21 protein-coding genes and 2 pseudogenes are annotated in these 25512 nt (G+C 62.5%); 11 read left to right on the top strand and 12 right to left on the bottom strand.

Annotated features, from left to right (window positions below):
- The first annotated feature begins 103 nt into the window (after positions 1–103).
- The 4 genes from glyA (at position 104) to RGV33_RS26790 (ending at position 5302) form a co-directional block, all read left to right on the top strand.
- A complete protein-coding gene (gene glyA, locus RGV33_RS26805; RefSeq protein ID WP_322147275.1) occupies positions 104–1459 on the top strand; it encodes a serine hydroxymethyltransferase in 1356 nt (451 codons plus the stop codon).
- A gap of 256 nt (positions 1460–1715) precedes the next feature.
- Entirely contained in the window at positions 1716–2252 is a 537-nt protein-coding gene (locus tag RGV33_RS26800) for a sugar dehydrogenase complex small subunit (RefSeq protein ID WP_322147274.1), read from the top strand.
- Between the two features lie 14 nt (positions 2253–2266).
- The gene (locus tag RGV33_RS26795) at positions 2267–3856 is read left to right on the top strand and encodes a GMC family oxidoreductase (RefSeq protein WP_322147273.1); all 1590 of its coding nucleotides are present in this window, start codon (positions 2267–2269) and stop codon (positions 3854–3856) included.
- 3 nt (positions 3857–3859) lie between these two features.
- Positions 3860–5302 carry a c-type cytochrome gene (locus tag RGV33_RS26790; protein ID WP_322147272.1) on the top strand — a complete coding sequence of 481 codons (1443 nt, stop codon included), beginning with the start codon at positions 3860–3862 and terminating at the stop codon, positions 5300–5302.
- A 210-nt stretch (positions 5303–5512) separates the two neighbouring features.
- Here RGV33_RS26790 and RGV33_RS26785 read toward each other — a convergent pair whose 3' ends face one another.
- From RGV33_RS26785 to RGV33_RS26745, 9 genes are all read right to left on the bottom strand, one after another.
- Positions 5513–6211 (bottom strand): hypothetical protein, encoded by a 699-nt coding sequence (locus tag RGV33_RS26785; RefSeq protein WP_322147271.1) that lies wholly within the window; start codon positions 6209–6211, stop codon positions 5513–5515.
- A gap of 159 nt (positions 6212–6370) precedes the next feature.
- On the bottom strand, positions 6371–6856 hold the full coding sequence (locus RGV33_RS26780) for a GNAT family N-acetyltransferase (RefSeq protein ID WP_322147270.1): 486 nt from the start codon (positions 6854–6856) through the stop codon (positions 6371–6373).
- 58 nt (positions 6857–6914) lie between these two features.
- A complete protein-coding gene (locus tag RGV33_RS26775; RefSeq protein ID WP_322147269.1) occupies positions 6915–7832 on the bottom strand; it encodes a GTP-binding protein in 918 nt (305 codons plus the stop codon).
- Positions 7829–9565 carry an amidohydrolase gene (locus RGV33_RS26770; RefSeq protein ID WP_322147268.1) on the bottom strand — a complete coding sequence of 579 codons (1737 nt, stop codon included), beginning with the start codon at positions 9563–9565 and terminating at the stop codon, positions 7829–7831. The genes RGV33_RS26775 and RGV33_RS26770 overlap by 4 nt, the downstream gene beginning before the upstream one ends.
- A 163-nt stretch (positions 9566–9728) precedes the next feature.
- Positions 9729–10910 carry a pyridoxal phosphate-dependent aminotransferase gene (locus RGV33_RS26765; protein WP_322147267.1) on the bottom strand — a complete coding sequence of 394 codons (1182 nt, stop codon included), beginning with the start codon at positions 10908–10910 and terminating at the stop codon, positions 9729–9731.
- 27 nt (positions 10911–10937) lie between these two features.
- Complete coding sequence (locus RGV33_RS26760) at positions 10938–11627, bottom strand: ABC transporter permease subunit (RefSeq protein WP_322147265.1); 690 nt, start codon at positions 11625–11627, stop codon at positions 10938–10940.
- A 12-nt stretch (positions 11628–11639) separates the two neighbouring features.
- Positions 11640–12353, bottom strand: a complete 714-nt coding sequence (locus RGV33_RS26755) for an ABC transporter permease subunit (RefSeq protein WP_322147264.1) — start codon at positions 12351–12353, stop codon at positions 11640–11642.
- A gap of 18 nt (positions 12354–12371) precedes the next feature.
- Entirely contained in the window at positions 12372–13145 is a 774-nt protein-coding gene (locus tag RGV33_RS26750; RefSeq protein ID WP_322147263.1) for a transporter substrate-binding domain-containing protein, read from the bottom strand.
- A gap of 46 nt (positions 13146–13191) precedes the next feature.
- On the bottom strand, positions 13192–13986 hold the full coding sequence (locus tag RGV33_RS26745) for an ABC transporter ATP-binding protein (RefSeq protein ID WP_416152087.1): 795 nt from the start codon (positions 13984–13986) through the stop codon (positions 13192–13194).
- A gap of 215 nt (positions 13987–14201) precedes the next feature.
- Between RGV33_RS26745 and RGV33_RS26740 the strand changes: the two genes are divergently transcribed.
- The 3 genes from RGV33_RS26740 (at position 14202) to RGV33_RS26730 (ending at position 19126) form a co-directional block, all read left to right on the top strand.
- Positions 14202–15092 (top strand): LysR substrate-binding domain-containing protein, encoded by an 891-nt coding sequence (locus RGV33_RS26740; protein WP_322147262.1) that lies wholly within the window; start codon positions 14202–14204, stop codon positions 15090–15092.
- A 115-nt stretch (positions 15093–15207) separates the two neighbouring features.
- Positions 15208–16815, top strand: coding sequence for a 5-guanidino-2-oxopentanoate decarboxylase (locus tag RGV33_RS26735; RefSeq protein WP_322147260.1), 1608 nt, complete (start codon positions 15208–15210; stop codon positions 16813–16815).
- A gap of 286 nt (positions 16816–17101) precedes the next feature.
- Positions 17102–19126: a c-type cytochrome gene (locus tag RGV33_RS26730; RefSeq protein WP_322147258.1), complete on the top strand. Its 2025-nt coding sequence runs from the start codon at positions 17102–17104 to the stop codon at positions 19124–19126.
- 149 nt (positions 19127–19275) lie between these two features.
- Here the strand turns inward: RGV33_RS26730 and RGV33_RS26725 are convergent, their stop codons facing one another.
- Entirely contained in the window at positions 19276–21294 is a 2019-nt protein-coding gene (locus RGV33_RS26725; RefSeq protein WP_322147256.1) for a TonB-dependent receptor, read from the bottom strand.
- A 309-nt stretch (positions 21295–21603) separates the two neighbouring features.
- Between RGV33_RS26725 and RGV33_RS26720 the strand changes: the two genes are divergently transcribed.
- Positions 21604–21840, top strand: a complete 237-nt coding sequence (locus RGV33_RS26720; RefSeq protein ID WP_322147255.1) for a VF530 family protein — start codon at positions 21604–21606, stop codon at positions 21838–21840.
- Between the two features lies 1 nt (position 21841).
- Positions 21842–22483, top strand: a complete 642-nt coding sequence (locus RGV33_RS26715) for a Pr6Pr family membrane protein (protein ID WP_322147254.1) — start codon at positions 21842–21844, stop codon at positions 22481–22483.
- Between the two features lie 71 nt (positions 22484–22554).
- Here the strand turns inward: RGV33_RS26715 and RGV33_RS26710 are convergent, their stop codons facing one another.
- Together RGV33_RS26710 and RGV33_RS26705 are read right to left on the bottom strand one after the other, a co-directional pair.
- Complete coding sequence (locus tag RGV33_RS26710; RefSeq protein ID WP_322147253.1) at positions 22555–23304, bottom strand: siderophore-interacting protein; 750 nt, start codon at positions 23302–23304, stop codon at positions 22555–22557.
- Positions 23301–23848 (bottom strand): annotated as a pseudogene (locus tag RGV33_RS26705) (PadR family transcriptional regulator). The gene RGV33_RS26710 and the pseudogene RGV33_RS26705 overlap by 4 nt, the downstream one beginning before the upstream one ends.
- Before the next feature lie 527 nt (positions 23849–24375).
- On the opposite strand from RGV33_RS26705, the gene RGV33_RS26700 reads away from it, so the two are divergent.
- A complete protein-coding gene (locus RGV33_RS26700; protein WP_322147252.1) occupies positions 24376–24900 on the top strand; it encodes a fimbrial protein in 525 nt (174 codons plus the stop codon).
- A gap of 51 nt (positions 24901–24951) precedes the next feature.
- Positions 24952–25511 (top strand): annotated as a pseudogene (locus tag RGV33_RS26695) (fimbrial protein).
- Position 25512 lies beyond the last annotated feature (1 nt).

Below are 25512 nucleotides of genomic sequence, written 5' to 3'. Positions count from 1 at the left end.
GCCAAAAAGAATCATTTAATTTGGAAAATGTTCATTTTTCTGCTTAATTGCCCTGCGCCCAACGGAAAGGCGAACGGGATTTTCAGGGAAGGAACACACGACTATGACAGTCAACACGCAATCATTTAGCCATCACGCCGGCCTGCTGCAACGAGGGCTGGCGGATCTACGGGCAGAAGACGCGGAGCTGGCGGGGCTGCTGGATTCGGAAGTCACGCGCCAGCACCAAACCCTGTCACTGGCTGCGTCGTCCTGTGCAGTGAAGCCGCATATCCTGGCGGCGTCCGCCTCGGCGCTGGTGAATGTGACGGCAGAGGGAACACTTGGCTGGCGTCATCACGCCGGGTGCGAGAATGCCGATCGGGTCGAAGCCCTGGCTGTGCGCCGGGCGCGTGAGCTGTTCGGTGCGCAATACGCCGGCGTGCAATCACACTCGGCGTCGACCGCCAATTACCAGGTGCTGGCGGCTTTGTTGGAGCCTGGAGACACCGTGCTCGGTATGGCCACAGACCACGGCGGGCACTTGAGCCATGGCAGCCCCGTGGCGTTCACTGGCGCGAACTACAAGGCGCTCAGGTATGGCACCACCTCCAAGGGCCTTATCGACTACGAACAGGTACGTACACTGGCGCTGGCGCATCGCCCGCGCGTGATCATCTGCGGTGCGACGGCGTACTCACACCTCATTGATTTCCAGCGGTTCCGCGCGATTGCCGACGAAGCCGGAGCGATCCTGCTGGCGGACATCTCGACCATCGCCGGCCTGGTTGCCACCGGGCGTCATCCGAGCCCGATCAACGCCGCCCACGTCACCCTACTGTGTACCCACAGGCAGCTCGGCGGCCCGCGTGGCGGCTTGATCCTTTCCGGGCGCGACGCCGAAACCAAAGTGCCCGGCCTCAAGACCACCTTCAGCCGGCTCCTCGATCAAGCGGTGTTCCCGCGGATGCAGGGCGCGCCAGCCTTCAACATGATCGCAGCAAAGGCCGCCGCGCTCGGCTACGCCATGTCGGCGGAATTCGACGCCTGGATGGCGCGGATCCGCACCACCGCCGATGAGCTGGCCAGCGCATTTCAGGCCTGCGACTACGAGGTGGTGGGCGGGCGCAGTGAGAACCACTCGATCCTGGTCCGTTTGCGTGGCGGCATCAGCGGCTCCATCGCCCAGGCGGCATTGGAGCGGTGCGGCATCATCGTGGACAAGCATCGCGCGCCGGGCGAGACGCGACCGTCGTTCGTCGCCAACGGGCTGTGTATTGGCACTGGCTCCCTGGCGCAACGCCACATCGATGCCGGCGGATGCCGCCAGGTCGTCGACCTGATTTGTCGGGTACTCGATGCCGTCACGCCACTCAACGAACACAAGTTCACTCTGGCTCCCGATGCACAGGAGTCCCTGCGTTTACAGGCCCAAACCTTGTGCGCGAAGTACCCCATTGCGGATTACCTGCACAACTGAGCAATCATCCCCAGGGATGTTTCATATTATTACGGGATCAATTGCTGTACGGTGTTTAGGCGGCTGTTATAGATGGCCGCGCTATTGTTCATCACCATAATTAACAAGCTGCATGACAGCTTGGCGTTCTCCTGGCAGTTATAAAAAGGGCTCTTAAAGTCCGTTCAACCTCCGTGAACGAAGTACTCAGCCTTTTGCAGTGAAGTCGAACTTGGCCTGTACGCCGATCGTTGTTCGACTCATGAGGAGATATCCCGTGATAACCCGTAGAAAACTCCTTTATTCAGGCGCAGCCTTGACCGGCGCCGGCCTGTTTGCCCCGCTGTGGGCCGGATCTGTGCTGGCGCAGGAAGTCAGCAGCGCCGCCACGGATGACATCGAATCCTTCCGCCAATTGTCGCTGTTCCTCCTTGAGCGCCCGAGCGTGGATGCTGCCTTGTCCTTGCGCATCCTGGCCCAGTGCACGCAGAACGACCCTGCCTTCCCCGAGAAGATGAAAGCCTTGTGGGGCAAGGTCGGCCAGCATCACCTGCGCAGCGTCAGCCAGTTGTCCGCCAGCCCCTTCTACCGCGACCCGGTGGTGAAGGACACTGCGCAAAAAATCGTCTCCGCCTGGTACCTGGGCTACACCGGTACGCCAGTGTCCTTGCGCGCGACCGACGGCACGCGCCTGGTCACCTTCACCGGTGCCCTGGCCTATGCGCCGACGGCGGACGCCACGGTGATCCCGACGTACTCCCGGGGGAAAACCAATTACTGGGTCAATCCTCCGGCCACGCTGGCCAACGACTAAGACAAGGCACTTTTATGAATCAGGATTTTGACGCCGATGTCATTGTGGTTGGCTCCGGCGCATTAGGCAGTAACGCAGCATTTGAATTGGCCAAACACGGCAAGTCGGTGATTATTCTGGAAGCGGGTGAACATATTCCCCGCTGGAAGATAGTCGAGAACTTCCGTAACTCGTCGAACAAGGGCAATTACAACTCACCGTACCCGAATGAGCCGTGGGCCCATCATTCTTATGATGAGCAATACATCGAGAACACCGGTTCTTTCGAGTTCCGTCCCGGCATGTTGAAGCTGGTGGGCGGCACGACCTGGCACTGGGCGGCGGCGTGCTGGCGTTACTTGCCCAACGACATGAAACTCAAGACCCTGTACGGCGTAGGTCGCGACTGGCCGCTGGAATACAGCGAGCTGGAACCCTATTACGTGCGCGCAGAAATTGCCTTGGGCGTATGCGGCAGTGACACCCAGGACCAGAGCGGGCAGGGTGGCGGCGCTTTCCCTCCGCGTTCCAGCCCGTATCCGATGGCGCCGGAGGGCGATACCTACTTGTTCCAGCGCCTGCGCGAACGCATGGCCCCGGCGGGTTATCACTTTATCCATGAGCCCAATGGCCGTGCCACCGAACCCTACGACGGGCGCCCGGCGTGCAGCGGCAACAACAACTGCATGCCGGTCTGCCCCATCGGCGCGATGTACAGCGGCGACGTGCACGCCCGTCACGCCGAACAGGCCGGCGCCAAGCTGATCACTGACGCCACGGCCTATAAACTGGAAAAAGGTGCGGACGACAAGATCGTCGCCATCCATTACCGCAGCTCCACCGGCGCCGATGTGCGGCTCACCGCCAAGTACTTCATCGTTGCCGCCCACGGCCTGGAAACCCCCAAGCTGCTGCTGATTTCCGAGGTCGCCAACTCCTCCGACCAGGTCGGCCGCAACCTGATGGACCACACCGGCCAAGGCCTGCAATTTATCGCCGACGAGCCGTTGTGGCCGGGGCGCGGGGCCGTGCAGCAGGGCGGGATCTTCAACCGCCGCGACGGCGAGTTCCGCAAGGAGCGCGCCTCGGTCAAACACTCGATCTCCAACAACGTGCCGAACATCGCCGTGGCCAAACGGCTGATCGCTCAGGGCGTGTACGGCAAGGAGCTGGACGAGCGCATCCGTCATGACGCGGCGCGTTGGGTCGATGTGTCCACCGTGTATGAAACCCTGCCATTGCAGACCAACACCGTGCGCCCGAGCCGCACCCGCAAGGACGCCCTGGGCATCCCGATGCTGGTGGTCAACTACGAGGTGGGCGACTACGTGAAGGCCGCCAAGGCCGGCGTCACCGAAGACTATGCGCACTTTGTGCAACTGATGGGCGGCACGGTGGTGGAAGACGACACCGGCTACCAGAACCGCGACCACCTGATGGGCACCGTGATCATGGGCGCCAACCCCAAGGACTCGGTGGTCAACCACGAGTGCCGCACCCACGATCACGCCAACCTGTTCCTCGCCACCACCGGGGTGATCCCGGCCTCCGGCACCATCAACCCGACCCTGGCCGGCGTAGCGCTGAGTATCCGTATGGCCGACATCATTGCGCGGGAGGTCTAGGTCATGGGATTGCTTAAACTTCCACTGCTCGCCTTGCTGCTCACCGCATTGCCGGCGTTTGCCGCTGAAGACACCGCTGCGCTGATTCACAAAGGTGCCTATGTGGCCCGTGCCGGTGACTGCGAAGCCTGTCACCGCACCGCCGAAAACGGTGGCGCGCCGCTGGCCGGTGGGTATGTGATCGACTCGCCCATGGGCAAGATCATCTCCAGCAACATCACCCCGTCCAAGGCCTATGGCATTGGCGACTATACCGAGCAGCAACTGGCGGACGCCTTGCGCAAAGGCATCAACGCCAAGGGCCAGCATCTGTACCCGGCGATGCCGTACACCTCGTACCAGGGCATGAGCGATGACGACATCCACGCCTTGTACGTGTACCTGCAACAGGGCGTCAAAGCCGTGGACCAGCCGGTGCCGGAAACGCACCTGGCGTTCCCGTTCAACATCCGCCAGCTGATGTTCGGCTGGAACCTGGTGTTCCTCGACAGCCAGGGTTTTGTGCCCAAGCCTGGCGCCACCGAACAGACCAGTCGCGGCCAGTACCTGGTGGACAACCTGGCCCACTGCGGCGCCTGCCACACCCCGCGTAACGCCTTGATGGCCGAGGACAACAGCCAGTACCTGGCCGGAGCCAAACTGGGCGGCTGGGTCGCGCCCAACATCACCTCTGACAAGGTCAGCGGCCTGGGAGACTGGAGCGAAGATGACCTAGTCAACTTCATGAAAAACGGTCACCTTGCCGACAAGGCCCAGGCGGCGGGCGGGATGGCTGAAGCGGTGGAAAACAGCTTGCGCTACCTCAGCGACAGCGACCTGCACGCCATGGCCGCCTACCTGCACAGCGTGCCGCCGATCCGCGATCCCGGGCAGACCGAGCGCGTAGTGCGCGACGTCAAACCGGTGGACATGAGCACCCTGGAAACCGGCCAGGGCGATCAAGCCTCATTGGCCGATGCCACCGGCCTGGATGGCGCACGCCTCTACAACTCGGCCTGCTCCAGCTGCCACGGCCGCGATGGCCAGGGCAGTGCAGACAAGTTCTACCCGTCCCTGAGCCTCAATACCGCGCTCAACGGCAACCAGGCCAACAACCTGGTGATGGCGATCATCGCGGGCATCGACCGCAAAGGTGCCGACGGCGCCGTGAGCATGCCGGCCCTGGGTGGCGACCTGAACGACGCGCAAATCGCCGCCATCGCCAACTACAGCCTGCAAACTTTCGGCAACCCGGCGTTGAGCGTCAGTGCCGACGACGTGACGAGCCTGCGTCGTGGTGGAGATGCGCCGTTGTTGATCACGGCCATGCCGTATCTGCTGTGGGGCGGTGGGTTGGTGGTGCTGGTGCTGATCATCGTGCTGGTGCTGTGGCGGCGTCACCGCAAACACCTGCGGGAAGTGCAGGCCAAACGGATCGCGTTGAACCGGCGTTTTCATTCCAAATAGGTAGAAACGCAAAAGCCCCGCCTTCTAATGAATGCGGGGCTTTTTCATGCCTCAAATCTTCCGTAGCAGCTGTCGAGCTTAAGCGAGGCTGCGTGAGGCGCGACGCGATGCCGGTGCCTGGCGCGATTGCGATGTTGCTGCCATCGCAGCCTCGCTGGCGCTCGACAGCTCCTACGTGACAGCTCCTACGTGATGTTGCTGCCATAGCTCCTACGCGATGCTGTAGCCATCAAACGCCGTCTGCTGCTGCAGTGCAGTGATGATGCTTTTACGCGTCAGCGGCTGCTCGGCGCCGGAGTTATCCACAAAGGTTTCAACCTCAAGTTCCGCCTCGTCACCCTCACCCACAAAGGTGAAACCGAGGAACTCAAACGCCTCACGGTCGACATTCGGCTTGGAGCGCGGTGAGCGCATCGGCAGGGTGACGCTGATGCCGTCCTTGCTGATGGCGAACACTTCCGCTTCCTTCTTCGGTCGCGAAGCCTTGCCTTTGCCGGCGCTCGGGTTGCTGATGGCCTGGTGGGTCTGGTTCAGCACCTTCAGGGCCAGGCCGTAGACCAGTTCCTGGAACTCGGGGTCGTCCTTGAAGCTGGACAGGATGCGGCTGATGGAGAACTTGGTGTTGAGGTCTTCGAGGGCGGCGTTGTCGGCGGCTTCGGCGTCCTTGAGCTGCTTGAGCTCGCCCATCAGGTCATAGGCCTTGTCGTCGTCAAAGGCGTCGTGGGCCTGGCGGATGGCCACGCGCAGTTCGCGGATCTGGTCGCTTTCCTTGGAAGTGTGGAACGCGTCCAGCACCATCTCGCTGATGGTCTTGGCCGCCGGCACGTGCTGTGAAAGATTGATGGCGTTTTCGTATTCAGCTTTGGATTGCAAGGCGACTACGGATTCTTCGGTGCGGGAATCAGACATTGAAATTTCACTACTTCAGTAAACGGGGAGACGGGAAAAGCGTCGCGCATTTTCAGCGGGGGGGTGTGGTGACGTCAAGGCATGGCCATTTGTGGCGAGCACTGGTGAGTTGATCGCTCCCACGCAGAGCGTGGGAGCGCAAGGGGCTTGTCCATCGATTTAACCGAGGCGCTTGCCCATTTCGAAGGCGCGTGTTTCGTAGCCCAATTCCTCGTACAGCCGCCGTGCCGGTTCGTTGAAGGCCCAGACGGTCAGGCGCAAATCCCTGGCGCCCTGGCGGATGGCCCAGCGTTCGGCGAGCGCCATCAGTTCACGGCCAATGCCCTGGCCACGCTGGGCCTCCAGTACGCAGATCGAGCCGATCCGGGCGACGCGCAGTGGCTCCAGCAACGGGCTGGCCGTCTCGATGATTTGCACGGTGATAAACCCGATGCCTGCACCTTGCTGCTCGGCCAGAAACACCGCCTGCACCCGGCTGGTGAGGCAGGGCCGCCAATGGGACTGGTCGCGCTCCACCTGGTCGGTGGCGTCACGGTAGATATCGGGCCGTTCCTGGTGGTGCAGGCGGTTCAACGGCTGGCCGAGCACGCACAGGGTGTGCAGGTCATCCAGGTGCGCCTGGCGATAGGTCAATCCTTGGGACATGCTGCTCCTTTGAAACGAACCGGGAAGGGAGCGTCTTTATGCCTGTTGTCCACAGGCATCACAAGCCTTGCAGGGCACTCAACTGAGCGTCCAGCCCTTCACGCAAGCCACTGCCGCGCCGGGCGATAAATACCAGTTGCACGGCGAGCTCCGGCGCTTGCCCGTTGGCCAGGGTGAATTGGCTGCGGCTGCCCACGTGTTGCAGCCAGAAGGGTTGGTCGTTGCCTTGCAAATGCACCAGGCCTTTAAGCCGGAACAGGTCCTTGGGCAGTTGCCCCAGCCAGTCGCGCAAGGCCTTGGCGGGCAGCGGCTTGTTGCCTTGCCACACCCAGCTTTCAAACAGTTGGTCGTGGCGCGGCAGCACCGGGCTCAAGCCGTTGCGCTCAGTGCGTTCGCCCAGCAGCAGGGCATCTGGCACCATCGCCTGCACCGTACTCAACACCCGCGCCCGGCCACTGATATCGGTGCGCAGGGTTTCCAGTTCGGCGGCGCTGACCAGGTCGGCCTTGTTCAGTAGAACCAGGTCGGCACAGGCCACCTGGGCCCGGGACAGGCGCGCGAACTCACCTTCGAGTGCCCGGTAACCGCTGGCGTCCACCAGGGTGATCACCGTGTCCAGGTGCAACTGCGCCTTGAGCTGTGGGTAACCCAGGGTTTGCACGATGCGTTGCGGGTCGGAAACCCCGCTGCACTCGATGACGATCCGGTCCAGGCGCGGGCGCAGTTGCGTCAGGCTCACCAGTTGCGCCAGCAGGTCTTCCTGCACGGTGCAGCAGATGCAGCCGTTTTGCAGGCTGACCACCGCGTCGGTGACTTCGGCGATGATCGCGGCATCGATATTCAGCTCGCCAAAATCATTCACGATCACCGCCATGCGCCCGTACTGCGGTTGCTGGGCCATACGGTTGAGCAGGGTGGTCTTGCCGGCGCCGAGGAACCCGGCCACCACCGTCACCGCGATGCTCTCGGCGTTCATTCGATCACCGGCGGCAAGCCTTGCCACACCGCTTGCAGCGAGGTGTCGGCAAAGGTGCCGAGGCGGTCGTACACCGGGCGGCCTTCGACAAACGTCAGTTGCACCTGGGTCTGGTGGATGTAATTGCGTGCAGGCTGGGCGAACAGGTCGCGGTCGAGCACGATCAGGTCGGCCGACTTGCCCACTTGCAGGCTGCCGGTGGAGTGTTCCAGGCCCATGGCGTGGGCGCCGTTGAGGGTCGCCACTTGCAGCGCCTGCTCCAGGGTGATGGGTTCGCCGAAGCACTCCGGCTCCTGGTTCCATGGGTTCTGGCGGGTGACCATGGTTTCCAGGGCCAGCCACGGGTCGATCGACGCCACCGGCCAATCGGTGCCCATCACCGCCAGGCCGCCTTCGGCCAGCACGCCTTTGAAATCGTAGATGCGCTTGAGGCGTTCCTGGCCGTAACCGCTGCGCGCGCCGCTGGCGAATGGTGTCGGGTACCAGGCGGCCGGGGAAAATTCGGCGATCACGTTCAGCGTCTTGAAGCGCTTGAGGTTGCCCGGGTGCAGCAACGTGCTGTGGGCGCACTGGTGACGAATCCCGCTGTCACCGTTGACTCGCCGGGCTTCGGCCACCGCATCCAGGAACACATCGGAGGCGCCGTCGCCGGTGCAGTGGGCGATCACCCGCAGGCCACGGCGGTCCATGTCCACCACCATGTCGGTGATGTGTTCCGGGGTCAGGTTGAGCTTGCCGCGCCAGGTGGAGTTGGCCTCCCACGGGGTCATCAGGTATGAGGACTTGGGCTCCACGGTACCGTCGAAGTGGAACTTCACCGCGTTGGCGTTCAGGCGCGCGCTGCGGTAGTAGTGCCGCTCGCCACCGAGCAATTCCCAGCGCCGGCGCACCGGGAAAATATCGTCCTGCCAACTGATGGCGGCTTCCACCCGCAGGGTCAGTTCGCCGGCATCGTCCAGTTCCTTGAGGGCGTCCAGGCGCCGCTCGCAGACGTGCACGTACTTGGTCGCCGTTACCCCATGCGAGCTTTGGAAATGCACACCGTCGCGATAGGCGCGGCGCAACACGTCTACCGGGGTTGGCGGCATGGCCGCGTGGATCAGTGCGTAGGCGCCGTCGATCAGCAGGCCGGTGGGCTCGCCGGTGAGTTCGTCGCGCTCCATGTAGCCGTTGCGCGGGTCAGCGGTGTGGCGGTCGATGCCGGCCAGCTCCAGGGCCTTGGAGTTGACCATCATGGTGCCCCACATCCGGTCCAGCAGGGCCACCGGGCGGTCTGGCATGATGCTGTCGAGCCAGTCGCGGCCCGGCGTCTGGCCGGCTTCGCGGAAGGTGTAGCGCACCCAGTACTGGCCGTAGATCCAGCCGTTGCCCGGGTGGCTGTCGGCATAGGCGTGGATCGACACCGCCAGTTGCTGCGGGGTCGGGTCTTCGATGCCCACGTCCAGGTCATCGCTGTAGCGCGGGGCCAGCGCCAGGTCGGGGTGAGTGTGCATGTCGTGCAGGCCCGGCATGCAGAACGCGCCTTGCAGGTCGTGCTGGCGGGTGTGCGGGCCGATCAGGCTTTGCACTTGTGCGAAGTTGCCCACGGCGATCAGGCGCCCGTCGCGAATCGCCACGGCCTCGGCCCACGGCTGGGTCGGGTCGAGGGTATAGAGACGAGCGTTGTGCAGCACCAGGTCAGCGTGGGGGCTGACAGCGGAGTGGGTGGAATTGAATTGGTCGGAAGCAGTCACGGGGTAAACCTCGATATTCAAAGCGGCGACGATCAACTGTGGGAACTGGCTTGTGTGGGAGCCGGGCTTGCCCGCGATAGGATCACCTCGGTGTTACTGAGAAACCGAGGTGCTTGCATCGCAGGCAAGCCAGCTCCCACAGTGATTGGGTTTCGTCAGTGGATCAGCGATTGGCCCGCAGGCCCTGAACAAACCCGGCAATGCGCTGGCAGGCGTCCTTGAGGGTGTCATCGGCGACGGTGAAGGAAATCCGCACAAAACCCTCGGCGCTGGCGCCAAAGGCCTGGGCGTCGAGCACCGAGACGCCGGTGGCGCGAAACAGCTGCCAGGCAAAGTCCATGCTGGTCAGCCCGGTGCGGCGTACATCTACCAGCATGAACATCCCGGCCTGGGGCACGCGGCAGTCCAGGTCGGTGATCGCGCTCAAGCCTTGCACCACCAGGTCACGCCGCCGGCGATACACCGCCCGTGCATCACTGACCACGGCATCATCCACTTCCAGCGCCTTGATCGCGGCTTCCTGGATAAACCCCGGCAGGCCGTACAGCATGCACAGCAGCAGGTTATCCAGATGCCCGATCAGCGGTTTTGGCCCCACCACCCAGCCCACGCGCCAGCCGGTCATGGCGTGGGTTTTCGACAGGCTGTTGAGCACCACGGTGCGCTCGGCCATGCCCGGCAACGAGGCGATGCTCAGGTGTTCATGGTCGTAGGTGATCTGCCCGTAGACTTCATCGGAGATCACCCACAGGTCGTATTGGCGCGCCACCTGGGCGATCATTTCCAGCTCTTCACGGCTGTAGACGTTGCCGGTCGGATTGCAGGGCGTGGCCAGGGCGATGCCCCGGGTCTTGGCGGTAATCGCCGCTTCCAATGCCGCGCGGGTCAGGCGAAAACCGTTGGCCGCCGGTTGCTCGATGGTCGCGATGCGCGCACCGGATGCGTGGATGCAGGCCTCGTAGGTCAGGTACATCGGTTCTGGCACCAACACTTCATCGCCATGGCTGAACAGGCACAACGAGGCGGCAAACAAACCGTTCTGCGCACCGGCCACCAGCGCGACATTGTCGGCGTGCACCGCGACGCCTTGCAGCCGGCTTTGCTTGGCGGCGATGGCTTCGCGCAGGGCCGGGCGGCCGAGCACGTGGGTGTAGTGGGTGTCACCGGCACGCAGTGCGTCGACGGCGGCTTCGCAAATCGCGCTGTCGGTGGCGAAGTCCGGGTCGCCCACGCTGAGTACGATCACGTCCTCGCCACGGCCCCGGGCCTCGACAGCCGCGTAGTGAATATCCCAGGCGCTGACGGACTCGCCGCTAATGCGTTCGACAAACGGGGAATAACGCATCCTTGTTCTCCTTAAAGCAAAATTGATTCAAGCCTGGCGCTGCGGGACCTTGCCCCAGCGCGAGAAGCCGTGTTCGATCACGAACGCCAACACAATGTAGATCAGCGCCACCGCCAGCAGCGGCTCATACACGCGCAAAGTCTGCGCCCGTACCAGGTTGGCGGCGCCCAGCAAGTCGGTGACGGCCACGGTGGACGCCAGCGCGGTGGCCTTGAGCAGCAGCACTGTCTCGCCTACCAGCGTTGGCTTGACCAGCTCCAGTGCACGCGGCAACCACACCCGGCGCAGCACCATCATTCGCTTCATGCCAAAGGCCCGCGCCGCTTCCAGCTCGCCCTTTGGCACGGCCCGCAAAGCGCCACGCAGCACTTCGCCGACGTAGGCACCTACGCACAAGACCAGCGCCAGGGCCACGTACCAGAAGCCTTCGCGCAGGTATGGCCACAGAAAACTGCCGCGAATCAGCGGGTAGCTGGCAAACACACTGCCCACGCCGTAGTACAGGATGTAGATCTGCACCAGCAGCGGCGTGCCGCGAAACACGGCGGTGTAGGCGCGCAACGGGCCGCTGATCAGCGGGTTGGACGACAAGCGCCCCAACGCCACCAGCACCGCCAGCGCAAAACCGAAGATGCCCGACAGCACCAGCAACTTCAGGGTGATGCCGAGGCCGTGCAGCAGCTCGCCGGTAAAACTGTTGATCCAGGAAAAGTCCATCCGCCGTGCTCCTCAGTGCTGTGGCATCCAGCGGTTGATCCGGCGCTCGAACACCCGGAACGCGCCGTTGGAAATCAGCGTGATGACGAAATACACCGCCGCCACCGCCAGGTAGAACACCAGGTAATGCTTGGTGGAGCCGGCAGCCTGCTTGCCCACCGAGAGCAGTTCGCTGTAGCCGACGATGCTGATCAGCGCGCTGTCCTTGACCAGCACCAGCCACAGGTTCGACAGGCCGGCCATGGCGAACGGCAACATGCTCGGCAGCAGCACCCGGCGCAGCAGCAACCAGCGCTCGATCCCGAAGGACCGCGCCGCTTCAATCTGGCCCACCGGAATCGCCTGGATCGCGCCGCGGATAATCTCCGCCGAATACGCGCCCTGCACGATCCCCAGCACCAGCACGGCGGCGGCAAAACCGTTGACCGTGACGCTGTCGCGCCCCATGGCGGCCATGGTGATGTTCAGCAGGTCGGTACCGGCGTAGTACAGCAGCAGAATCAGCAGTAACTCCGGCACCGCGCGGTACAGCGTGGTGTAGGCATTGGCCAGGCGCACCAGCCAGCGCGGGCCCTTGAGTTTGATCATGGCCACCAGCAAGCCGATGGCCAGGCCCAGCACAAAGGCCCCGGCGGAAATCTGCAGGGTCACCACCGCGCCCTCTAGCAGGGCGTGAAGCCAGCCGTCGGCGACGAACAGCTGGGAAAGTTCGGACAAAGAAATCATGATTTTTTCCGCCGGGCGTTACTGCGCAGAGATGTCGACGCTGAAGTAGCGGCTGCGGATCTTGTCGTAGGTGCCGTCGGCCTTCATCGCCGCCAGCGCACCGTTGAGTTGCTGCTTGAGGGCGTCGTCACCCTTGCGCACGGCGGCGCCGATACCGGAACCGAACAGCGGGTCTTTCGGCGCCAGGCCTTTGTCGGCCAGGCCGCTGCCGCCGGCGGATTTAAGCAGCGGCTCGATGGTCAGCGCGTCGGCCAGCATCACGTCGATGCGCCCGCTTTGCAGGTCGGCGGTCATGTCGTCCTGGGTGGTGTAGTAGCGCAGGGTCGAGCCCTGGGCGTAGTAGGCCTTGAGGTAGGTGGCGTTGGAGGTCGAGCCTTGTACGCCGATGACTTTGCCTTTCAGGCCTTCGGGCGTGGTGGCCAGGTCCAGGCTGGCATCGGCGACCCACATCGCCGGTGTCTGGTAGTAGGGCGCGGTGAAGTCGACGACCTTTTCACGCTCTTCGGTGATGCTCATGGAGTTGAGGATTACGTCGATCTGCTTGGACGTCAGCGCCGGGATCAGCCCGTCCCAGGACACCTCCTTGAGCGGGCACTGGGCTTGCAGGCGCTCGCACAGGGCCTTGATCAGTTCTGGCTCGAAACCGCTCCAGGCACCGTTGCCGGCCTTTTCGGAGAACGGCGGGTAAGGTTCCAGGGCGATACCGAAGACGATTTTTTCGGCGGCCACGGCGTTGTGGGCAGCAAGTGCGAACAGGCAGCCGGCGGTGAGAGTCTTGATCAGCTTTTGCATGGGATTACCCTGTTTGAGTTGTTTTTGGGGGGCAGTGTTGGAGCGATCAAACGCGATTGTCCTGGGCCATGACGAACTGGCGGCAGCGCTCGCTATCGGGATTCTGGAAGACTTTTTGTGGCGTGCCTTCTTCTTCTACCAAGCCCTGGTGCAGGAACATCACCTTGCTCGACACGTCACGGGCAAAGGCCATTTCGTGGGTGACCAGAATCATGGTGCGGCCCTCTTCGGCGATGCCCTGGATGACCTTGAGCACTTCGCCCACCAGCTCCGGGTCGAGGGCCGAAGTGGGCTCATCCATTAACAGCACGCGAGGGCGCATGGCCAGGGCGCGGGCGATGGCTACGCGCTGTTGCTGGCCGCCGGAGAGGAAGGCGGGGAATGCATCGCGCTTGTCCGCCAGGCCGACTTTTTCCAGCAAGTGTTCGCCGTGAGCGATGGCGTCCTTGCGGTCTTCGCCGAGCACGTACACCGGCGCTTCGATGACGTTTTCCAGCACGGTGCGGTGGGGCCACAGGTTGAAACTCTGGAACACCATCGACAGTTGGGTGCGCAGCCGCGCCACCTGATTCGGGTCGGCAACCACCGGGTTGCCGGCGCGGTCCTTTTTCAGCCGCACTTCTTCGCCGTTGATGCGCAGGCTGCCGCTGCAAGGGATCTCCAGCAGGTTGATGCAGCGCAGCAGGGTGCTTTTGCCCGAGCCGCTGGAGCCGATCAGCGACACCACTTCGCCTTCGTTGGCGCGCAGGGAGATGCCTTTGAGAACGTGATGTGCGGCGTAGCTCTTGTGCAGAGCGTCGATGGCGACCACCGGAGTGACGGAATTGGGCTGCGCGTGCAAGGGTTATCCCTCTTGTTTTTGTAAGGTAAGCGGCCTCACGGGGGCGCCGTGATGGAGGTCGAGCATAGCTACTGGCCCTTTGAGGTCAATCGAGGATTTTTCGCCCGACCTTGAAATTTAATTCAACTGTCCTGCTGAAAACTTCCCGGCGCTGTAGCTATGTCTGGCGCCGGATTAGGGCTATGGTGCGCAAAAATACCTGCCGGTGAAGACCTATGCGTTACCCCTCCATGACCGCCTTGCGGGCGCTGGACGCGGTGGCTCGGCTGGGCAGCGTGTCGGACGCCGCCACTGAGCTGAACCTGACCCCCAGCGCCATCAGCCACCAGATCAAGAGCCTGGAGCAAACCCTCGGTTTTGCCCTGACTGAGCGCACCGGGCGCAGCATTCGCATCACCTGGCAGGGCGAGAGCTATGCCCGGGACATCCACCTGCTGCTGGCGAATATCCTCGAAGCCGGGCAGCGCTTTGACGGCCAGCAGGTCAACGGGCGCCTGTGCATCAGCAGCCCGGCGGGTTTTGCGACGTATTGGTTGTGTACCCATATCGCGGATTTTCAGGCGCTGTACCCGCAGGTGGAATTGCACCTGATTTCGCCACGCACCCCGGACGACACCAGCGACCAGAACGCCGACCTGTTCGTGGCCTACGGCATGGGCGACTGGCCGAACCAGCATGTGCAGAAGATCGTGTCGCTGCGCTATTTCCCTGTGTGCAGCCCGCGCCTGGTCAACACCATGGGCGGGCTCAAAACCCCGGAAAACCTGGTGGGCGCGCCGCTGTTGCACATGATCGACTACTCCGACTGGCGCGTGTGGCTGGCCGCCGCCGGGGCGCCGAATGTAGATGTGCAGCGCGGCATCGTGTTTGCCGATGCGCATTTTGTGCAGTCGGCGTGCATTGCCAGCCAGGGGATCGCCATGGGCGACAACCTGATCAGCGGCGAGGCGTTGGCCAAGGGCTGGCTGGTGCGGCCGTTCGAGACGCAGATCGAGTCCAATCGCGGGTATTACCTGGTGGCAGACCAGCAGAAGGTGGAGCGGCCGGTGGTGCAGGCGTTTGGGGAATGGGTGAAGTTGCAGTTGGGCAGCGGTTTACTCAGTTGATGGCATGACCTGTGAATTTTTTTCGGCAGTGGTGGTGAAATTTTTCGATTGTTCCCCCGCTTTGTGCGCCCTATGGTCCGGCACATCGACACAGAACAATAAAAAGGAGTGAGCAATGACCACCTGTGCCCAGTCACTGGTGCGCCTGCTGGAGGGTTATGGCGTAGACACCGTCTTTGGCATCCCCGGCGTGCACACCGTTGAACTCTACCGCGGCCTGCATGGCAGCCGTCTGCGCCATATCAGCCCGCGCCACGAGCAGGGCGCGGGCTTCATGGCCGACGGTTACGCCCGCGCCAGCGGCAAGCCCGGTGTGTGTTTCATCATCACCGGCCCCGGCATGACCAACATCCTCACCGCCATGGGCCAGGCCTACGCCGACTCGATCCCGATGCTGGTGATTTCCACCACCAACCGCCGCGAACACTTGCGCCTGGGCCACGGCCACCTGCATGAACTGCCGGACCAGCGCGCGATGGTCGCCGGGGTGTGCGCCTTCAGCCACACGCTGCAATCCCCCGCGCAACTCCCGGAAATCCTCGCCCGCGCGTTTGCAGTGTTCAAATGTGCACGCCCGCGGCCGGTGCACCTGGAAATCCCGCTGGACGTGCTGGACATGCCCGCCGTCGACCTCAACCTGATGCCCCGTAGCCTGCCCGGCGCACCAGCTCCGGCGCCTGCCTCGCTGGCCGCCGCCCTTCAGTTGCTCAACGAAGCACGTCGCCCGTTGATCCTCGCCGGCGGCGGTGCCCGTGACTGCGCCCAGGTATTGCAGCAACTGGCCGAGCGCCTGCAGGCGCCGGTGGCGCTGACCACCAATGCCCGGGGCTTGTTGCCGATGAACCACCCGTTGTTGCTGGACGGCGTGCAGTCATCCCGCCACGGTCGCTCGTTGTTTGACGAGGCTGATGTGATCCTCGCGGTGGGCACCGAACTGGGAGAAACCGACTACGACTTCTTCGGCCTCGGCCCGCTGAAATTCAAGGCACCGCTGATTCGCCTGGACATCGACCCGATGCAAGTCATGGGTGTGCAGCGAGCCCATGTCGGCCTGGTGGGCGATGCCGGCGAAGGCTTGCGGGCGTTGCTTGAACAGGTCAAGCCGCAAGCCGCGTCCGGCAGTTGGGCGCAGGGCAGTGTGCAGCGGGTCAACCGGATTGAGCGCGACAGCTGGAACGCCAAGCAACAGGGCCTGCAAGGTTTGCTCGACCTGCTGCGCGACAGCCTGGTGGACCCGCTGATCGTCGGCGATTCGACCCAGCCGGTGTACCAGGGCGCGGTGGGTTACCAGGCGCCCGCGGCCAACAGCTGGTTCAACGCCGGCACCGGCTACGGTACCCTCGGCTACGGTTTGCCGGCGGCCATCGGTGCGAAGCTGGCCAAGCCCGAACGCCCGGTGGTGGCGCTGGTGGGCGACGGCGGCATGCAGTTCTCCTGCGCCGAACTGATCGCTGCTCGCGAGGCCGATGTGGGTGTGATCATGGTGCTGTGGAACAACCAGTGCTACGGCGAGATTCGCGACTACATGCAAGCCCGCGAAATACCGCCGCTGGGCGTCGACATCATGACCCCGGACTTTGCCGCCATGGCCCGCAGTTTCCATATCGCCCACCACGCAGTCGACACCCCGCAGGCCCTGCACACTCTGCTGCAGGAACTGGCCGGCACCCGCCAGCCGGTGATGATCGAACTCGACGCCGCTCGCTACCTGAAACACGCCTGATCCTCTGAAACACCGCAGATCAACTGTGGGAGCTGGCTTGCCTGCGATGGCATCACCTCGGTGTTACTGATGTACCGAGTCGTCTGCATCGCGGGCAAGCCCGGCTCCCACAGGTGTGTGATCCGTCCCGGCCCTGACCCACATCAAGGGCTGCGCGCAAAAAATCCGCTACAACGAAGCTGGGGCTGACCATGCCCCGGTTATCTGCCTGATGACCCAATAAAAACGATTGCAGACCTGCGCCGAGGGGACCACCCCAGGCCCTGGTTATTAAAGGAATAGCGCGATGATTTTTCCCCTGTCACGTCTGGGCCTTGTGGGGGTGATGCTGTGTCTGTCCCTTCCCCTGCACGCCAACGAAGCCGACCCCACGCTGATCGAACAGGGCAAATACGTTGCCCAACTGGGCGACTGCATCGCCTGCCACACGGCCAGGCAAGGCGCGCCAATGGCCGGCGGGCTGGAGCTGAACACGCCGATGGGCACGATTTATTCGAGCAATATCACCCCCGACCGCGACACGGGCATCGGCCAGTACACCTTCGAGCAGTTCGACCGGGTGATGCGTGAAGGCGTGACGCCAGCCGGGCAGAACCTGTACCCGGCGATGCCATATCCGTCGTACGCGAAGATGAGCGAAAGCGATATGCGTGCGCTATTCGCCTACTTGATGCAGGGCGTGGAGGCGGTGAACAAACCAAACCTGGAAGCCGAGATGGGCTTCCCGTTCAACCAGCGCTGGGGCCTGGCGCTGTGGAATTTCGCGTTCCTCGACAAGCAGCCGTTCGCGCCCGACCCAGACAAGGATGAAGTGCTCAACCGTGGCGCTTATCTGGTCCAGGGGCTTGGGCACTGCGGCTCATGCCACACCCCGCGGGGCATCGCGTTCCAGGAAAAAGCCATGAGCGATGCGGGCCGCAGCGGCCAGCATTACCTGGCCGGGGAGACTGTCGAACATTGGCGCGCCTTGAGCCTGCGCAACCTGTGGACGGTGGATGACACCGTGCAATTGCTCAAGACCGGGCAGAACCGCTTTGCCACGGTCTCGGGCAACATGGCCGATGTGATTCACCACAGCACCCAGCACTTCACTGAAGGTGACCTGACGGCCATCGCGACCTATTTGAAATCCCTGCCACCGGGCAAGGATGACCTGCCAATGCCCACCGTGACGCACGAACCCGTCGCACCGCCCAAGGACCTGTTCACCAGTCGTGGGGGCCTGGGCTACATGCAGTTTTGCAGTGACTGCCACCGCAGCGACGGAGGCGGGGTGAAAGGCTTGTTCCCACGGCTGGCGGGCAACCCGGGCGTTGCGTCAAACAACCCTGCCTCACTGCTGCACATCACCCTTACCGGCTGGGAAACCGCTGAGACGGCGACCCATCCACGGGTCTACACCATGCCCGGGTTTGCCCGGCTGGCGGATCAGGAAATCGCTGAAATCCTCAGCTTTGTGCGCAGCAGTTGGGGCAACGAAGGTACGTCCATCACAGCTGCCCAAGTGAAGAAAATGCGCGGCCAACTCAACCCGGTCACCACTGATTCTTCGGCGTTTGAAACCCCGCGCCTGGCGGAGTTGTTGGCCGCACCGAATGCCGAGCAGGTGGTACGCGGCATGCGCTTGCACCTGCAAACCAAGGAACTGCTGCCCAATAACGTTGGCAACTCGCTGAACTGCACCAGTTGCCATCTCAACGCAGGCACCGTGGCGCAGGGTTCGCCGTTTGTGGGCGTCTCGGCGTTTTTCCCCAGCTATGCGCCGCGTGCGGGCAAGGTGGTGAGCCTGGAAGAGCGGATCAACGGCTGCTTCCGGCGCTCGATGAACGGCAAGCCATTGCCACCGGAGTCGGCGGATATGCAGGCGATGGTGGCGTACTTCGACTGGATGAAAAACAACACCCAGCCTGAAGACAAAGTCGCCGGGCGCGGGGTGGGCAAGGTCGACCCGGCGATCAAACCGGATATGGAAAATGGCAAGCAGGTCTACGCCAAACAATGCGCGGTGTGCCATGGCGACAACGGCCAAGGCCTGACGCGTGCGGATGGCGAGCGGGTGTACCCGCCATTGTGGGGCGAGCAGTCGTTCAATATCGGGGCGGGGATGGCGCGGCTGTACACGGCGGCAGCGTTTGTTAAGCGCAATATGCCGATTGGCTTCCACGAGAAATTCCCGTTGGGGCAGGGCGGGTTGTCGGATCAGGAGGCGGTGGATGTGGCGGCGTACTTCTCCCAACAGCCAAGGCCGGATTTCCCGGACAAGGTGAAGGACTGGCCCAAGGGTGGCAAGCCGGTGGATGCACGTTACTAGTTAAGCGTAAGCACCGGGACTGTAGCAAAGGTGCTTATTGTGGCGAGGGAGCTTGCTCCCGCTGGAGTGCGTAGCGCTCCCACTATTTTGGGGCCGCTGCGCAGCCCAGCGGGAGCAAGCTCCCTCGCCACAGAGGTTTCAATCAGCTTTTAAAAAGTGGTACGCAGACCGACCTGCACACTCCGGCCCGGCGCCGGGGCGATGTCCCGCAGGATCGAACTCGCATAGCGCACGGTCTGGTTCGTCAGGTTTTCACCGTTAACAAATGCCAGCCACTGGCTGCCGCCCACATTGAAGCGGTAGCCGGCGCTGGCGCCCAAGGTGGTGTAGCCGTCGGTGCCGCTTTCGTTATCCGGCACCCGGCCTTGCCCCGTTGCGTGCTCGACATCGATCCGCGCCTGCCAGCGGTCCAGTTCCCACAACAAACCGCTGTTCAAACGCAGCGGCGCAATCCGTGGCAGCGCCTCACCCGTGTCCAGGTTGGTAGCGCGGGTGTAGTCGCCCGACAGCTCCAGCGCAAACTTGCCGTAGGCACCTTCCCCCAGCTTGATGTGATCCTGGGCTTCAAAGCCTGCGAATCGCGCCCGTACGCCGGAGTATTTGTACTCAGGGATACCGCCGGCGTCTTCTTCACCTTCGTCATTCAAGGTGCGACCACTGCCCAGCAGCCCGATGTAGTTGGAGAAGTGGCTGTAGAACACCCCGAAGCTGCCCTTGTGGGTGCCGTTGTCAAAGCGCAGCGCCAGGTCGCTGGACACGGCCTTTTCCTTCGACAGGTTGGCATCGCCCAGTTCATAGGTGCCGGTGGCGACGTGGGCGCCGTTGGCATACAGCTCGTAGAACGTCGGGGCGCGCTCGGTGTAGCCAAGGGTGGCGGCCAGCGACCAGATCGGCGTGAGGGTATACACCGCGCCGGACGACAGGCTGCCGGCGGTGAAATCGGCGGACGTGTTGGCGTTGGCAAAACGCTCGTTGCCCTTGCCGTCCGGGTCGACGCTGGTGTGTTCCAGGCGCCCGCCGAGGCTCAACTTGAGGCGCTCGGTGGCTTGCATTTCTTCGAGGATAAACAGCGCGCCGGCATTGGTGTCGGTCTGCGGGACGAAGGCTTCTTCACCCAGGGCCGAGAATTCATTGCGGCTGACTTGCGCGCCCACCACGCCGTTGAAGGGCCCGATCGGCAAGTGCCGGGCTTCCACCCGGGCTTCGTAGCCCTTGTTCTTGAAGGTAGTGCCGGTCTCGCCGCCTTCGATTTCCATGTGCTGGTAATCGGTATACCCAGCGTCGAATTTTACCGAGGTGAATGGGCCTTGCAGGTTGCGGATCTCGGACGCAAAGGCGTAGTGATCCTGCTTCATGCGGATGCGTACGTCCTGCTCGGCCGGGGAGCCGTAGTTGCTGTCGTAGTTGCTGTAGGACAGCCCCGCGTAACCGTCGTCCCAGGTGTAGGAGCCACCGACTGCACCGCCGTCCTGGCGCCCGTTGCTGTTGCCCAGGCGCCTGTTCTTGCCTTCACCGTCTTCGCTTTCCGGCGCGTGGCGGCTGCGGGCAAACCCAGGGATTTTAAGGTCGTTGAATTCCCGAGCGCTGGCGTCCAGGTGCAAGGCGAAGGTACCGTTGCCGGCTTCCAGTTTGCCGGCGCTGCTGCGCGTAGTGTCGGCGCCGCCGTAGCGCAATTCACCGGCACCGTGGATGCCTTCGATGGCTTCGGTGGGTATGCGGTTGTCGAAGGTATTCACCACACCACCGATGGCGCTGCCGCCATACAGCAGGGCAGCCGGCCCGCGCACGATTTCGATGCGGTCGACGTTTACCGGGTCCAGCGGCACGGCGTGGTCATAGGACAGCGACGAGGCATCCAGCGCGCCCACGCCGTTGCGCAGGATGCGAATGCGGTCGCCGTCCTGGCCACGGATGATCGGCCGGCTGGCCCCCGGGCCGAAGTACGACGACGACACGCCGGGCTGCTTGTTCAGGGTTTCACCCAGGCTGCCTTTTTGTTGCAGGGTCAGGTCATCGCCTTCGAGCACGGTGGTGGGTGAGGCGAGGGTTTCGCTGCCCAGCGGGTTGCCGGTGATGACTTGGGGTTGCAGCTCCAGGGCGTTGGCCTGGGAGGTGATCAACAGGGCGGCGGCAAGCGGGGTGAGGCGCCACAGAGAAGAGAGGGACATCGGTCGTTCCTTGGCAAACGGCAAAAAAAGAGAAGGCTCAAAACGGTAAGGGATTCGATACCCTTCAATAGTTATCGTTACAATATAACATCACTTTTTTGCCTGCCAAGCGGAACTTTCCCGAAAGCCCTGTAGGAGTAGGCTTGCCAGCGATGGCGTTCCCGAGCGCCGTGCATGGCTCAAGACTGCTATCGCCGGCAAGCCGGCTCCTACAGGTTTATGCGTCTACAGTTAAAGCGGTGCTTCCACCGGCCCGGCCCGTCCGCTAAGGTGCGCGGCTTGGTTTCTTCTTTTTGCAAAAGGCCCGGCATGACCGCGACAAACAAAGACCCACTGCACGGCGTCACCCTGGAACAGGTTCTCACCGCGCTGGTGGCGCATTACCAATGGGAAGGCCTGGCCGAGCGCATCAATGTGCGCTGTTTTTCCAGTGACCCGAGCATCAAGTCGAGCCTGTCGTTCCTGCGCAAGACGCCGTGGGCGCGGGAGAAGGTCGAGGGCTTGTACGTGAAGTTAATGCGCACCAAGCGGCCGGTCGATAACTGAGGTGAAACGTCACCTTATCGGCCTGGCAGCCCTTGGCGGTTGGGTTGGCCTGGCGCTGCAGCAGTACATCATCTTCTATTTTCGCTGGGTCGATGGCGCCAGCCTGTTGCCGGGCCTGGTGAATTTTTTCAGCTTCTTTACCGTGCTCACCAACACCCTGGTGGCGGTGGTGTTGACCCATGCGTGGGTGCAACGGCCATCTGCGGCGGGCCGGTTTTTCCTGGGGCCGGTGGTCAGCAGCGGGATCGCCGTGAGCATTGTCGTGGTCAGCCTCGCTTACAGCCTGTTGCTACGGCATATGTGGGCGCCTGCGGGCGTTCAGTTTGTGGCGGACGAGTTGCTGCACGATGTGATGCCGTTGGTGTTTGTCGCCTATTGGTGGTGGTGCGTGCCCAAGGGCCGCTTGCGCTTCACGCACATTGGGCTGTGGGTGATTTACCCGCTGGTGTACTTCGCGTATGCGTTGTTGCGCGGGTATGTGTGGGGGCTGTATCAATACCCGTTCATTGACGTTGCCACGTTGGGTTATCCACAGGTGTTTATCAATGCCGGGGGGATTCTGGCGGGGTTTGTGCTGGTTGCTTTGATGGTGGTGGGACTGGATAAAATCTGTAGGAGCAAGCTTGCTCGCGAAGAACGTTAACGATAACGCAGTGTGTCTGGTTTAACGCGGCGCTCTCAGGTTCTTCGCGAGCAAGCTCGCTCCTACGGGGATCACTGTTGCCAGTAACCCACGGCCTTGAGGAATGCCTCATCGACCTTGTGTGTGTCCAGCAACACCCGCCGCACCTGGCGCGACAGTTTGCTCTCGGTGGCGACAAAGCTGTACAGCGAACCGCCCGGCAGCGTCAGGTTCTGCACCGTCTCGAGCAGGTCATCCTGGCCCCGTACCACCCACGTCACTTCAACGTCGGCAGCGCTGTGCAGTGGCTGTTGTTCTGCCGCATTTTCGATCTCGATCACCGCCAACACCTTACGCCCCGCCGGCAGTTCGTCCAGGCGCCGGGCGATGGCCGGAATCGCGGTTTCGTCACCAATCAACAGGTAGCTGTCGAAGATATCCGGCACGATCATCGAGCCACGTGGCCCGCCGATGTGCAGGTGCTGGCCGACCTTGGCTTGCGCGGCCCAGGTGGAGGCAGGGCCATCGCCGTGCAGCACGAAGTCGATGTCCAACTCGCCGATGTCCAGGTCGTACCGGCGCGGGGTGTAGTCGCGCATCGCAGGTTGCGGGCCTTCGCCGCGCAGGTTGAAGTCGGGGCTGTCCAGCGCCGCTTGCTCGGCGGCGTTCTGCGCGAACAACAGCTTGATGTGATCGTCACTGCCCAGGCTGATAAAGCCCGCCAGCTCCGGCCCGCCCAGGGTGATGCGGCGCATGCGCGGGGTGATGTCGACCACGCGCAGCACTTCGAGGCGGCGGCGTTTGATTTCGTGGGTCACGCGGTGAATGGCTTGGGTATTCATTGAGCTTTCCCGTCGGCAATGGCTTGGGCGGTGCTGTTGAGCAGCGCCGCGACACGAACGATTTCTTCCGGGCTCCAGCGCCCGTGGTGTGAATGCAAGGCGTGGCGCAGGTTATGCACGGCCTCGTGGATTTGCGGTGGGCGGTCCTGGCCGCGCAGCGAACGTTTGCTCACATCCATGCGCAGGCGGATGCCTTCGAGGGCAACCGCCTGTTCGCTTAAGAAGAGACGACCGGCGTCGGTAATTGTGTAGCGTTTTTTCCACCCTCGGCGTCGCCGGTGATCAATTCGCTTTCTTCCAGAAAGGTCAGCGTGGGGTAGATCACGCCGGGGCTTGGGCTGTAGGCGCCATCGAACAGCGCTTCGATCTGGCGGATCAGGTCATAACCATGGCAGGGCTGTTCGGCGATCAGCGCCGGCAGCAGCAGCTTCAGGTCGCCCGGCGCGAAGACCCTTGGGCCGCGGCCGCCGCGCTCGCGGCCAGTGCGTTTTTCGAAGCCGTCGCGGCTGTCACCGTGGTCTCGGTGGGAATGATGGTCTCTCATTTCAGGGTGCTCTTGTTTGGTTTAGATACAACTTAAGATATATCTTAAGACCAGACAACCCCGCCGGACGAACGGTCGCGCACCCGGCGGCCGCCCGGTCGGTTCATGCCCATGTAAACCCGCTCGACATATTCTTCAATGTGTTAGTTGCTAAAACTCAATGAATGCTGTTGTTTTTAAAAGGTTGTAATCCTATTCTTACGGACTAAGCCTTAGATAAAACATTCTCATTTGTGGCGATGTAGTCCAGTTCTTACAGTCAAGTTTAAAGTTTTGGCAAAGCGCCATATTTTTCCCATGTGTCTTGGTGTGACCAGGCTACGCAACTCAGCGAATTGGCCGGCTTTCTTATTCAAAGTTGCAACGGATAATTGCCCCCGCTTCGAACGATTCGATCAATGCAATACAAGTAATTGGAAAAAACCAACTGCTTGGCTGCTGTCGGGAAACTGTTCAAGCATTTAATAAGTCCTGCGCCGATGCGGCAGGATTCCGTTGTGATCTTCAATATATGTGAGCGTCTGCAAATGAAATCTAAAGTGAAAACTGCGCTGTTAACTGTCGGCCTGTTGGCGGGTGTGATGTCTTCTGTTGCCCAGGCGGCGGATGGGACGATTACGTTTACCGGTTCGGTGCACTCGGGGGCTTGCTCTATCAAACCTGAATCGGTAGATCAGACCGTTCCCCTTGGTGCTATCGCCAAGCATCAACTGCAATCGGGTGGCCGTTCTGTAGCCCGGCCCGTGCGAATCGAACTGGAAGGCTGCGACCTGTCCGGCCTCACCGATAACACGGTCACTACCACCTTCACCGGCGCACCTTCCACCGTCGTTCCTGGTGCGATCGGCACCGTGGGTGGCGCGGGCGGCGTGGGCATCATGATGACCCATGGCGGGCGCCCTGTTCAGTTGGGCGTGGCTACTAACCCGCAAGCCATTGTCGCCGGTAATAACACACTGGAGTTTGGCGCCTACGTACAGGGCCAGGCCACCGGCGACATCGTTCCCGGTGGGTTCAGCGCTATCACCAATTTCACCTTGGCTTATCAATAAGTTTTTCCCCCGCCACCTCGGGTGGCGGGGGAGAACGGGTGGGAGGTAAAGGTGAAAACATTCATGAGTCTCGCTGTCGCCTCTTCATTAACGATGTTCATCAGCCCCTGCGCGGTCGCACAGGGGCCTGCCCAGGGTGACGGGGTTGTCACGCTGGGAGGGCAGGTCATTGACTCGGCCTGCGGGCTGGAAGCGGCCACTGTCGATCAAACCATCGAGATGAATCCCGAACCCATTGGGCGGCTCCTGCGGGAGGGGGTGGGGCAGATGCAGCCCTTTGAGTTGCGCCTGGTCAACTGCACGGTGACGCGTCCCGACCCGCTGCGCCCCGGCGAGACGCTGCCTGATTGGGAGCATCTGCGCGTGACGTTCGAGGGGCCTACCGACATGGGCGGCCGCACCTTTGCGGCGTTTGGCAACTCCCAGGGGGTTGCCTTCCATATCGAGGATGTCGCCGGGCAGGTGAGCGTGCCGGGGCAGCCGATGGCGTTATACCCGCTGGTGGATGGGGACATGACCCTTCACTACAGGCTTCGCCTGGTCGGTAACGGAGTGCCGCTATTGGCGGGGGGCACCGTGCAGCAGTGCGGTTCAAGTTGGAATACTTTTGAA

The sequence above is a fragment of the Pseudomonas sp. Bout1 genome, from assembly GCF_034314165.1.
In the GTDB taxonomy this organism is placed as follows: Bacteria; Pseudomonadota; Gammaproteobacteria; order Pseudomonadales; family Pseudomonadaceae; genus Aquipseudomonas.
Note: the sequence above shows the minus strand (reverse complement) of the source record. Positions and strands in the feature narration are given on the sequence as shown.

Excerpts from the sequence above, each read along its gene's own strand:
- RGV33_RS26795 (WP_322147273.1), top strand. The coding sequence starts at position 2,267 with ATGAATCAGGATTTTGACGCCGATGTCATTGTGGTTGGCTCCGGCGCA.
- RGV33_RS26725 (WP_322147256.1), bottom strand. The coding sequence starts at position 21,294 with ATGTCCCTCTCTTCTCTGTGGCGCCTCACCCCGCTTGCCGCCGCCCTG.
- RGV33_RS26755 (WP_322147264.1), bottom strand. The coding sequence starts at position 12,353 with ATGATTTCTTTGTCCGAACTTTCCCAGCTGTTCGTCGCCGACGGCTGG.
- glyA (WP_322147275.1), top strand. The coding sequence starts at position 104 with ATGACAGTCAACACGCAATCATTTAGCCATCACGCCGGCCTGCTGCAA.
- RGV33_RS26780 (WP_322147270.1), bottom strand. The coding sequence starts at position 6,856 with ATGTCCCAAGGATTGACCTATCGCCAGGCGCACCTGGATGACCTGCAC.
- RGV33_RS26720 (WP_322147255.1), top strand. The coding sequence starts at position 21,604 with ATGACCGCGACAAACAAAGACCCACTGCACGGCGTCACCCTGGAACAG.
- RGV33_RS26730 (WP_322147258.1), top strand. The coding sequence starts at position 17,102 with ATGATTTTTCCCCTGTCACGTCTGGGCCTTGTGGGGGTGATGCTGTGT.
- RGV33_RS26760 (WP_322147265.1), bottom strand. The coding sequence starts at position 11,627 with ATGGACTTTTCCTGGATCAACAGTTTTACCGGCGAGCTGCTGCACGGC.
- RGV33_RS26785 (WP_322147271.1), bottom strand. The coding sequence starts at position 6,211 with ATGTCTGATTCCCGCACCGAAGAATCCGTAGTCGCCTTGCAATCCAAA.
- RGV33_RS26790 (WP_322147272.1), top strand. The coding sequence starts at position 3,860 with ATGGGATTGCTTAAACTTCCACTGCTCGCCTTGCTGCTCACCGCATTG.
- RGV33_RS26710 (WP_322147253.1), bottom strand. The coding sequence starts at position 23,304 with ATGAATACCCAAGCCATTCACCGCGTGACCCACGAAATCAAACGCCGC.
- RGV33_RS26765 (WP_322147267.1), bottom strand. The coding sequence starts at position 10,910 with ATGCGTTATTCCCCGTTTGTCGAACGCATTAGCGGCGAGTCCGTCAGC.
- RGV33_RS26740 (WP_322147262.1), top strand. The coding sequence starts at position 14,202 with ATGCGTTACCCCTCCATGACCGCCTTGCGGGCGCTGGACGCGGTGGCT.
- RGV33_RS26735 (WP_322147260.1), top strand. The coding sequence starts at position 15,208 with ATGACCACCTGTGCCCAGTCACTGGTGCGCCTGCTGGAGGGTTATGGC.
- RGV33_RS26750 (WP_322147263.1), bottom strand. The coding sequence starts at position 13,145 with ATGCAAAAGCTGATCAAGACTCTCACCGCCGGCTGCCTGTTCGCACTT.
- RGV33_RS26775 (WP_322147269.1), bottom strand. The coding sequence starts at position 7,832 with ATGAACGCCGAGAGCATCGCGGTGACGGTGGTGGCCGGGTTCCTCGGC.
- RGV33_RS26700 (WP_322147252.1), top strand. The coding sequence starts at position 24,376 with ATGAAATCTAAAGTGAAAACTGCGCTGTTAACTGTCGGCCTGTTGGCG.